The sequence below is a fragment of the Cetobacterium sp. genome, assembly GCF_977044495.1.
Genome location: NZ_CDRRQU010000061.1, coordinates 1 through 11,353, shown reverse-complemented (window position 1 = coordinate 11,353; position 11,353 = coordinate 1). Strand labels below are relative to the sequence as shown.

The 11,353-nt window shown below is 28.5% G+C and carries 10 protein-coding genes; all 10 read right to left on the bottom strand.

Annotated features, from left to right (window positions below):
- Positions 1-142: 142 nt before the first annotated feature.
- Positions 143-523: a hypothetical protein gene (locus ACWI69_RS10960; protein ID WP_448821876.1), complete on the bottom strand. Its 381-nt coding sequence runs from the start codon at positions 521-523 to the stop codon at positions 143-145.
- Positions 524-546: 23 nt separating this feature from the next.
- Positions 547-4,680 (bottom strand): hypothetical protein, encoded by a 4,134-nt coding sequence (locus ACWI69_RS10955; protein WP_448821875.1) that lies wholly within the window; start codon positions 4,678-4,680, stop codon positions 547-549.
- The gene (locus ACWI69_RS10950; RefSeq protein WP_448821874.1) at positions 4,673-5,671 is read right to left on the bottom strand and encodes a WG repeat-containing protein; all 999 of its coding nucleotides are present in this window, start codon (positions 5,669-5,671) and stop codon (positions 4,673-4,675) included. Before ACWI69_RS10950 ends, ACWI69_RS10955 begins: the two co-directional genes overlap by 8 nt.
- Positions 5,649-6,077, bottom strand: coding sequence for a hypothetical protein (locus ACWI69_RS10945; RefSeq protein WP_448821873.1), 429 nt, complete (start codon positions 6,075-6,077; stop codon positions 5,649-5,651). The genes ACWI69_RS10950 and ACWI69_RS10945 overlap by 23 nt, the downstream gene beginning before the upstream one ends.
- A gap of 9 nt (positions 6,078-6,086) precedes the next feature.
- Positions 6,087-6,404: a LysM peptidoglycan-binding domain-containing protein gene (locus ACWI69_RS10940; protein ID WP_448821872.1), complete on the bottom strand. Its 318-nt coding sequence runs from the start codon at positions 6,402-6,404 to the stop codon at positions 6,087-6,089.
- Positions 6,388-6,861 carry a hypothetical protein gene (locus ACWI69_RS10935; RefSeq protein ID WP_448821871.1) on the bottom strand — a complete coding sequence of 158 codons (474 nt, stop codon included), beginning with the start codon at positions 6,859-6,861 and terminating at the stop codon, positions 6,388-6,390. The genes ACWI69_RS10940 and ACWI69_RS10935 overlap by 17 nt, the downstream gene beginning before the upstream one ends.
- Positions 6,862-6,924: 63 nt before the next feature.
- On the bottom strand, positions 6,925-7,479 hold the full coding sequence (locus tag ACWI69_RS10930; RefSeq protein ID WP_448821870.1) for a hypothetical protein: 555 nt from the start codon (positions 7,477-7,479) through the stop codon (positions 6,925-6,927).
- 5 nt (positions 7,480-7,484) lie between these two features.
- Positions 7,485-10,160, bottom strand: a complete 2,676-nt coding sequence (locus ACWI69_RS10925; RefSeq protein WP_448821869.1) for a hypothetical protein — start codon at positions 10,158-10,160, stop codon at positions 7,485-7,487.
- A 114-nt stretch (positions 10,161-10,274) separates the two neighbouring features.
- Complete coding sequence (locus ACWI69_RS10920; RefSeq protein ID WP_448821868.1) at positions 10,275-10,841, bottom strand: hypothetical protein; 567 nt, start codon at positions 10,839-10,841, stop codon at positions 10,275-10,277.
- Between the two features lie 69 nt (positions 10,842-10,910).
- A partial coding sequence (locus ACWI69_RS10915) for a hypothetical protein (RefSeq protein WP_448821867.1) occupies positions 10,911-11,353 on the bottom strand: 443 nt, incomplete at its 5' end.

The window sequence follows — 11,353 nt, the reverse complement described above, 5'->3', positions numbered from 1 at the left end:
CTAGATTCAGAAACAATTCTTTTTCTTGCCATAAAAAAACCTCCTAGATTTTAATGATATTACATCATTAATCTAGAAGGTCTGCAATTATTATTTACACAAAATTATTTATACTCCCCCAAATTAAATTCATATCACTTTTTTACTTAATCTTGTAGGATTGTTTTATTTTCACCACCTTATTCAATGCAACCCCTTTTTTTAATTGTTTTTTTCTTACTTCTTTTATCACCAAGAAGTAATCATGATTACCCTTGGAATTCTTTGCGGTCACCTCCACTTTAAACTCTTTATTTTGTTGAGGAGATAAATTTAGCAACGCTGGTGTTACTTTTATATTTTTATCCCCTTCTATTGATATTCTGTAAATCTTATCTTCTATACTATTATTTGTTAAATTAAAAATTTTTTCCATCTTATTATTTTGTTCCACTACTTTTCCAAATTCTAATTCGTCTATTTTAAAAGCAAAAGATAATGTGGACAATAACAACATTAAATATATAGTTTTGCTCACTACCATTCTCACCTCCCACTATAAAAAATTTAAGGAATTACTGTAATAATAACCTCTAACTCACCTTTATACTCCCCTATCTCTGTTTTTGGTGTTGTTTTAGCCTCACCTGAAATTCTAAAACTATTTGTATGGTTAGATTCTGTTTTCAAGTCCTTAATTTGTACATTACTCAATGGAATTGTCGTATCAGGAGTTATATTCACTCCTACCTTAAACATTTTTTCGGTATTCGTTGGATTTAAACTTACATCTATTTTAGCATCATTAGGATTTTTGAATTCGATTAAACTTTCTGATTTTTTTATATCTCCTGGAAAGAAATCTCCAAAATCTAATACTCCTTTACCCGGTAATATTTCAAATCCTGCCTTGTTTATTATATTGAAGTTTATATAATATAGCAGTTGTCCACCTGATGTATAAATTTCTAATCTTAAAGTTTTATTGTAGTTCACACCTTTTATTTTTTCGAATTCAAACTGATTTTTATTAACATCTTGAACTGAACCATAATTATATTTTATATTCACTCCCGCTTCTGAAATCTCCTGCTTTGTTTTAGTTAACTCTTCAAACGTTGTTTCAAAAAGCTTTTTATTTCCGTCTTTTAAAATCAATTTATTTTCATATTGAATCAGTCCATAATATCCATTTGTTGAATAAACCTTCTGTAATATCGGAGTATTTGAAACATCAATTGTTTCATTAAAATTTGCTAACTCCATCTTCAAATCTACACTATTTATTATTGTAGAATATTTTTCTACACCAGTTCTTGATTTAGCTCCTATTGACACTAAGTTCAAATTCTCTCCTTTTATATAATTCCAAGATACATTGACTCCTTTAAACAGTGTTTTTAATACTATTGTTGCATTTATTTCACTATTAGCATTTTCTCCATTATTTGGAGCATAAATATAATAATAATTTGTATCCTCTACTTTAACTCCTGCATTTAGAGTAAAAATTTCTGTATAAAACTGAATTTGCTTTTCTACTCCTAAACCATCCATAACCTTTAGAGTTATCTGTTTTGGAATTTTTATTTTTAGATTGATATTTCCATTATCTTTCTCAAGAATTCTTAAGTCATAATCTTTGGTTCCTACATTGAATTTAATTCCCATTTGTCCTGAATGCTCTCTTATAAATTTCCCTTGCAAAGTTTTTGTAGGATAATTAATTTCTGTTGGAGCAACTTGAAGTATATTTTTATTGTAATATGCCTCACCATTAAATTCTGGAATTGATATATTAAACTTATTTTCCATAAGTGGATGTTTCATTTGCAGTATAACATTTTTTGCCTCTAAGTCCCAACGATCTAAATAAATATCCGTTCCATACTTGCTTTTTGTTGGATTTTGGTATCGAACCCCCATTGTTACTCCATTATTATCATAATTAAGTATTCCAGCTGTTCCATTAAAGTTTCCATTTTGATCTATTTTTAACTCTTCAGTTTGACTGACCTCTCCAAGCCCATTATTGAATATTACTTCTAACTTGTTACCTCCAAAGTTATCGGGAACTACTGGTATATATTTACCACTGATTTTTCCCAATTTATATTGTCCATTTTTCACCTCTGATGTTATAGCTTCATCACTCTTACTCAAATATTCCATTAACGGAAAAGTTGACACAGATGAATTAGAATGAACCCTAAGTCTACCTAAAGAAGAATAAAATGACCCTACCACAGGATTACTTAGTTTTATATCTACTTCTCCTTTTCTTACTGTTATTTTTCCATTTACAGTTACTTTAAACACGCCCAAAGTAGCTTCATTATATCTATAATTCATTTCAATAGTATAACTATAGTCTTCATCTTTTAATTTTTCAATTTTTAACGCTCCGTCGCTAGTTAAACCAATTCTAAATGGTAATCTATTATCATCTAAAATAACTTCTTGTGGGTATATTCCTTTTGAATTTCCTTCAATTTTTTCAAAATTCACTGTTGAGGATTGGACTTTGAAAGAGATATTATTTAAAATACTTTTACTATTCAAACTAGTAGTATTTGGCAAATCTCCAGTTATGTTTTCCAGTATTAGACCATTATCAGAAACAACACTACCATTTCCAATTTTAGGAAAAATATGAACTTGATTTTTTGAAATATTTGTTAAATCAACCAATCCACTACCCAAAAGTTCTCTCTGATTACCTATTGAAATTTCAATTTCACCACTGTAATTTTTGTTATCACTCCCTTTATATGTAAAGATAGCATTTTCTTGCTCCCTATTATTAAAATCAGTCAAATTAACACTAAACCCTTCCAGCATATTATTTCCAGATACACTTCCTACTGGCAATGCTAAACCTTTATTATTATCGTTTCGATTCGAAAATATTTGTTTTCTATTTTCTTGTGACAAAATAGTTCTTCCAACATATGTTATATAGGAGGAGATCCCAACAGGAGGATTTAAATTATTTGTTACTCTAGTCATTTCTGAGTAATTTAATCCATCATTTAACCAGTTAGATAAATTATTTGTTAAATGAGTTCCTCCCACTAAATTAGAAAGATCAGAATTTTTTTTAGCAATATTTACAATTCTACTATCTAATTCAACTTTTATTTTTCCTATTGATTTTCTAGAAAAGAAAATTTTATAAGTTCCTGTTGTTTCACCGATAACTTTAGTAGTACCTGCATACCCACCAATTCCTACTCCTTTATAACCAATAGTTTTAAGCTCCCCATATAAGTTAGATTCTTTAATATTTTTATTCTCCCTTTTAAACAAATTCAACTTTCTATACCAACCATCAGTTGGGGGCTGTGTTTGTAATCCTAAGTAAGCTCTCCAGGAAGCTTTCTTGTTTTCAATAAACTCTTCTAAATTTAAAGTATTTACATAATATACGTTCTCTTCCGTTATTAAATTTTGTCCAATAGTATAATCCTCTAATGGTTTTTCCAAAATATTTTTTTGAGGATATTCCGTTATTATAAATGTTTTTTCTATAGTATTTCCATTTTTTTGTAATTCTACCGTCACTTGATATTTTGTTATCTTCGGAACATATCCACCAACACGAATTACCCTTATATAAGGCTTTCCTCTATCATAATCTGCTGGATCTTCATTGGTCAAAAATACGATATTTCCTTTTGCATAATGCTCTCTTGGAAATAGTTTTTTTATATGTCTTTCTCCATCAAAAGTTACTGCCTTTACACGCGCATCACTTCCAAATTGATTAAACTCTTCATTTATATACATTCTTCTAGTCCCGTAACTATCTTCAGGTATATTAAAATTTTCTGTTGGCAAAACAGTTTTAGTATTTGCTTTTTCTACTTTTTCACCTCTGTAGATTTTTTCTATTCTTCCATTATTTAAAACCACTATTTTCAACTCTTCAATACTGTCGCTAGTATCAACAACTAACTCTTTGTTTTCCATTTTAAGCTCATAGCTTAAAATATTTTTATCCAAACTTCTTTTAACTCTGTTTCCTCTATTTAAAATGCCTTTCAACGTCTTTACAACTTTTATTTCTTTTTGATTTTCTGAGAAAATATTCATCATTTCATCTGTTAATTTGAAAGCTATTTGAGAGTTCCCATTTACAGTTTCTCCCTGTAATTCAGATATATTAACAGCTTTAAACTTATTTACTTCATATACTTTTTTTATATCTCCAGAAGATTTATCCAATTTAGATACTATAAAACTTTTTGTACCTATTGGAGCTCTATCTATCAAAATAAAATTGTCTGTAAAGCCATAACTAAAATCTGCAGTTTCTATAGAGTAATCTTTAAATCTATTCAAATTAGTAATCGTTTTCTTTCCATTTACACTATATATATCTGGAAGATCCTCAATACTTTTAGATACGTAGTATGTTTCATTTTCTTTTAGATTTTCTTCTGCTGGCAACTCTATATAATACTCTGTATCACTTATTTTGTACCCATCCAAGTTTTTAAGATTTAATTTATCAACAGATATGTTCATTTCAGCATGCTCTCTATTTTTATTAGCTTCTACCGTTTTTACTTCTTTGTATGGATTTTCAGTTATCAATTGATTAGGAGCTTCTGGAGGCTCTGCAAAACTTAAAATAGTTAATAAAGTCAGCAAAAATCCTATTAAAATCAAACTTATCTTTCTATGTCTCTTACTCATTGCTTTTCTCTCCTTTAATTTTTTTGATATACTTTTCTACATCATCATTTTTGAGATTTCTTATAGACTTTGATTTCACTTCAATAACATCTGACGTATCATTTTTTAGTTCACCTATATAAATAGATTCGTCATATTTTCTAATATTTTCATATTTATCTTCGGTAGATATATGTGCGCTTAAGAAAGCATAATTTCCTATTTCATTATTTCCACCTTTATACTCATTATTTCCAATTTGTTCTATAAAATCATAATCGCCTGATATTTTTTCATTTTTCAAATTGTATAGACTATATTTTTGTTCTTTGTATCCGATAAATATTTTATCTATAAAGGTTGAGATTTCATCAAAGGTATTAGGTATTATTATTTCACCTTTGTAATTCATAATTCCAAATTTATTTTCATTGGAAAAAATAAGTATGTTTTCATTTACTTTGTAAACTTCATCAATATTCAAAGTAGTTTTAGTTTTTAAATCACAAGAGGAATAGATACTGCCTTCCTTCATAATAAATGTATTATTTTCACCCATATAAATCTCATCATACTGTAAAGGTAGTACTTCCTCTCCCTTCTCATTTAAGACACCTATTTTAGTATCTTTTTTAGCAAGTACTTTTCCATCGATAAAAGTTCCAAGAGCATCATACTCCATTGGAATCAAGATATCACCATTGGAATCTATATACCCATATTTTCCATTTCTCACAATCAAAATAGGTTTATCTTTTTTTATTTCTCCTATATCATCTAGTCCTTTAATCTCTTTTATATATTCATTATCATTAACGATTACTAAGTTAAACTTTTTATCTTCTTGTACATATATATTTGCGACATCTGTTTTTGAGTATTCATTTTTTATCTTATTTATTTTTTCAGCTATTTTTTTATTAAGAAATAGATTAATTGCAACAAAAATAAACAATACAATCAATAGAATTTTTCTAAGTTTATTTTTTTTATTTTTTCTTCTTCTTCTCATAATTTTCTCCAATATAACCAGTCATATTTAACTTGAAAAGAGTAAAGAAATTAACCTTTTTATCCCTCTCTTTTTTGGGAACTCCTACCTCTTTCACTATCATTTTTGCTTTGTATACTCCCTTAGAAGTAAATTTAGGTGGTCTAATTGAAACACGTATCTCTTTTTCCTCTAAAGGGTTTAGTGTGATACTATTTGGATATATTTCACCCCATTGACTCATATCATTTTTTTCACCTTTTTCAAAATAAACTCGATATTTAATTATTTTTCCAGATCTATTATATAGTTTAAAGCTTTCGTTAGCTCCATTTGTTATATCCTTTTCAAATTTTGTAGGATAGATATTTATATATGAGTAACTTATGTTTGAAAAAATTATGAATACTAGCATCAATATCTTCATCAAAACCACCTACTTTATTATTAAAGTTTTTCCACTTATAATTAAATCTATATTTTTAATGTTGTTATCTTTAGCCAACTTTTTTATAGATTTTCCATATCGTAGTGCAATGGCTGACAGAGTATCACCTGGTTTAATTTTATATATAATTTCATTATCTCTAGGTATTTTAATTTTATCGACAACCTCGTTATCTTTTGATATTTTTATAATTAAATTATTTTCTTTTTGCTTTATTTCTGCTTTAAGTTTATTGGAATTTTCAGCATAAACTAAAGTTGCCGTAAATAACATAATCAATAAAACATTTTTATAAGTCCTTTTCACCTTTATTCTCCTTATTCTCTTTTATTTTCATAGGCTGTCCATACTGTTCAACTATAATAGGAACATATCCGATATATTCTCCCTCTAAATCTTCAGCGCTTATCATTTGATCATTTAATTTTCTTCGTTCAATTATCGCAAATATTTTCACTAACTTTCGTTCTCTGGTCATTCTAAAAGTCTTATCTGAATCTTCCATCATATATTTATCTATTTGAACCCATCTTTTTTTATTTGTCATGAGTCCTTTTTTAGGGAATTTGAATATAAATTTCTTATTTCCATCAACTTCCAGATTATCAGTTGTAACTTCAATCGTTCCTGTTCCAACAACTACATCACCAGCAGCTTTCGTATTAACATTATCAAATCTAATAGGTTCATGAATTTTTAAAGTTATTTCGCTGTAGCTTTTAAAATAAGTTAACAACATCAGTATTAAAAATATATTTTTCATCTATTTCCTCCTTATAAATAAAAAGGAAAGAAAAAGGGAAACCTTTTCTTTCCTTTACTTCTTTTATTCCCCTACTTCAACTGTTACATAGATTGTTTTATTATGTTTTCCCTCTTTTGAAATTTTTTCACCATATATTTTTACATAGTTATCTTTTGAAATTTTTTCATTGATATATTTAGGTGAATGTATATATGTGTCTGGGTTTCCGTCTCCATCTATATCAATGATACTTTCACTATATTTTATAGAGTAGTAATCTTTTTTTTCAGGGGTTCTATTTAATTCCACTTCAAAAGGAATCTCTTTTATTTGATTTCCAATAACTGTTGCTTCTATATTAATATCAGATATTACTTCCAAAGGAATAAATACATCTACCTTAGCTTCCATCATAACAGTATACGTTTTTTCTAAATATCTTAAATCTTCACCGTCTATATCTGTTCCCGATTTCTTTATCTCTGGAATTGCAAAATCATCATTGGGATTTTCAGGATTTACTATTTCTGGAGGTAATGGTATTGGTGGAATAAATTCCCCATTCCCCTCGCTTGAAAATCCACTTTTAAAGAAGATTAAAGAAACTAAAATAATCAATACCTTTAAATTTTTCATAGAATTTATCTCCTTAATCTAGCCATATTTTTTTTATGTTCTGAAGTATTTATAGCTATATTATCGTTACTTATTTTTAATAAAACAGTATTTATAGAGTTATCTTTAGAATAATGTAACTCAATCTCTTCCCTGATTGTTTTTAAATCATATTTAGTACCAATATATGTAACTTCTATATAGTACTCTTTTGGGAAAAGACCGCTTATATCAAATAACCCTTCATTATCTGGCGCTGCAGTTTCAACAACATTGCCGTTTAAATCTTTTAGTTCTATTATGAGGTCATTATAGAACTCAACTTTTTCATTACCTTTTAGATTCAAGCTTTTATCTAATTCTACATTTCCACTTAAAGTTAACATTGGTTTTATTGGAATATATGCATCAACAGTAGATGAGAAATTACTTCTTACCTTTATTTTGTTGTTTCCGAGAGTATATGAAGGTTTTTTTATAGTTACTTTCATATCATAAAGAATTCCGTTTCCTATACCGTAAAACATTCCTTCTCCCACTTCATTAGTGACAACAACTTTATCCCCTATATTAACTTCAACCCCAGGAACAATCTCCTCTCCTATATCATAAATATCATTGTTATTACTATCTATGAAAGTAATTACTCTTACTCTTGAATTGTCCATAGTATTTAAATTAAGAGTAGGATTTTTTAAATCTATTACTTTATCAATTCCAATTCGATGGCTTCTAGCACCATTATTGCTTAAGTTTGTATCTATTTTTAACCAGTTATCAAGTTTTACAGAAAATTTAAAGCTAACTTTTTCTTTATCTCGTTTTGAATAAGACAATTCTGTTGAAAAATCAACAAATCCTCCCAAGTTATTGTTATATAGGCTAATTTTTGATTCATACTCCTCACCATTTTTAGTCCATATATTTTCTAACCTTCCTGTCAATCTCTCCCAACCGCTATAGTAAACACTTGCGCGATATTCGTTATTTTTACTATTATTTATATCAAGTGATGTTCCAGCGCTGAATAAAAATTTATTCCATGTATAATCACTGTCTATAGTAATCTGCTCTGATTTCTCATCAGTTTTATATCTATATTTTTTCAGTTCATATTTATACCCCACATCTACATTGCTTAAGATACCGTATTTTAAATCAATCTTATCTCTATTTTTTTGTTCATAAAACTCCCCAAACTCTTCATGTTCATATATCAATTTCCACTTCAGATAATTAAATTGATTTAAGTACTTATATGAATATCTTTTTTCTAAATCGATATACTTTTTCTCACTATTAATCTCTTTGTATAAACTATAGTTATCCAAAGTTTTCGTTCCCGAAAGTTTAAAGATATACGATAACGCATTATATGTTCCACCATATACTAAATCTAATCTTGCATTATTTAGATATCTTACTTTGGATTTTATATTTCCTGTGTAATCTCTTCCTGATTGAATATCTTCTATATCTCTAGAGTATCCAAATCCCACAGTAAAATTATTAGTAACTCCATAGAATACGTCTAAATCAGTTTTATATTTATCGTATTGACTATTTTCGTTTAAAGCCAACTTGTATTCAAACTCATTCTTTTGTTGTAAATTATAGTCTTGAACTGTTTTTATCTCTTTTTCATATATTCTTCCATCTGGTTCATATACTTTTAAAACATAAGTTCTATCAGTTCTTATCAGTGGATTATTACTAAATACAACGACACCGTTATCATCATCTTTTATATCGATAGGAGTTCCCATATATAGTAACTCTACCCTACTTCCTAGAGGCACACTTTCTCTAATTGCAACCTGTCCTCCTGTAGTCTCATAATATCCTTTATTTTTATAGAAGAGTAATCCCCACTCTCTATTGTTTCCACTTCTTCTATTCTCAATATCTAAATTATGACCTTTCCAAATGTCAGGATATTCTAAACGAACTGTATTCAGTTTTTTCTCTTTTAAATCATAGTCCGCTTTGATTTCTCCGTACAGTAAACCACCTTGATATCCTAGATTTCCATCCCAAGAGTCCTTATATTTTTTTTCTCCGGGTGCTTTATCAAAATTTTGTCCTAACTGAATTCTGGCATACCCTAAATCAAACAACTTTCTTTTTGAACTATATATGATATCCTGTTCGGTACTTTTTCTAAAAAGTTTATCTTTTGATATATCCAAAAGTTGATTTATTTCACTTGGAGTATCAAAAGATAGATACATTCGTATTGATAATTCATCAGAATTTATATTTAAAGTATTTAAAAATATTTCTGAAAACTTCTCAGATTGTATATAGATTTCATCATTATCTCTAAATACATATTCATTTTCTTTTAAGTTTATTTTTACCTCTTTTAGAGCTGATCCTAAATACAGTGTAAGTTCATTGTTCTTCTCGGTATAATTTTTAAAATTGATGTATTTAAAAAACTCCTTTAAGGGAAAAAAATATTTTTTATTTTTTTCATAAACCTTGTATGTTCTTGAAACAAGTTTTGAATTAATATTTAAGTCATACAGATTTTCTACTGATGAAACTTCATTATTTAATTCAGATTTTAAAACTTTAAATTCTTCTTCTGATATCAACCCTTGATTTTTTAAGTTTAAAAGTTCTTCAATGGTAAAATCTTCAGAATATGTTCGTATAGAACTTAAAATTAGCAGAGCTAGCATAAATCTGTATTTCATAACTAAATTCTCCCTCCCTATTATTCCAAATTCCTCAAATGCTTAAAAGTTTGCACTCTTTAACACTTAAAGAACTTGGAATACAACATTGTATTCCAAGCCTTAGTTAAATTATTAAGCTCCTGTTGCTTGTCCAGTAAGAGCTACTCTCAACTGTACCGATGTATCTGAGTATGTTCCTGCTGCTGTTTTGTCTGTAGTCGTAGCCTTTACAACCACTCCTCCATTATGAACTGTCTTATTAGCTGTTCCTGCTCCATTTCCACCAATTAATGAATAATTTAAAGTAACTCCCGTAGCTGTTCCTGTTGGTGCTGCTGTCGTTGCTGTATCATTTTCTACCCCACCTTGAACCAATTTTATTGATAAATCACTATCAATTTTTTGCTTTGCACCTGCCTTTTCAACATAAATATCAAAATCACCTTGAGCTGTTTTTACATCGGCCTTTTTCGCAAACATGTTTGGCATTGTAAACGCAAATCCTGTTCCGTTAGCTGACGCTGCTGATTTTATATCAACAACTAAAGATAAATCTGCTGGGTCAAATACCTTTCCTGTAACCTCAATTCCTAGGTTTGCAGTCGCATTTCCTCCAGCAACTGGCACAATCACTTTATTGTCTTGAGCATAAGACATCGCTCCTAATACAAATAAAGCTCCCAATAAACATTTTTTCATAGTTTTCATTCCTCCTACTTTAAATTATTTAGATTTTATTTATATAAATAGACTTTACGTCTATATATATCACTCTTTCAGATCAATTTCTTTTATTACCTCTCTTGTGTTTGAAGGGGTTCTATAAAAAACAATTTTTTTTAAATCTTTTGCTTTTTTTATCATTGGAAATGATAGTTTAACTTTTTTATCTTTTGTATTACCAGAAATATTACCCACATAGGAGCTACCATACAGAAAATTGTCATCTCCATATGCTTCCGCTCCAAAGTCGATACTCGCATAACTACCATTTGATAAAACTCCGCTAACTGTAATACCTTTATCAACAATTTCTTCGATTTTTATATTCTTAAATTTCAAAGCTTCATCAAAATTAATATCCCCTACATATCCTTTAAGTTCAACCACAGGAGCAACTCCTATATTGCTTGTTCCAGTTGTAATACCCTCCTTATTTTTTGCTAAAGTTGGTATATTAATTGGTTGAAACTGCAATTTAAAATCATACT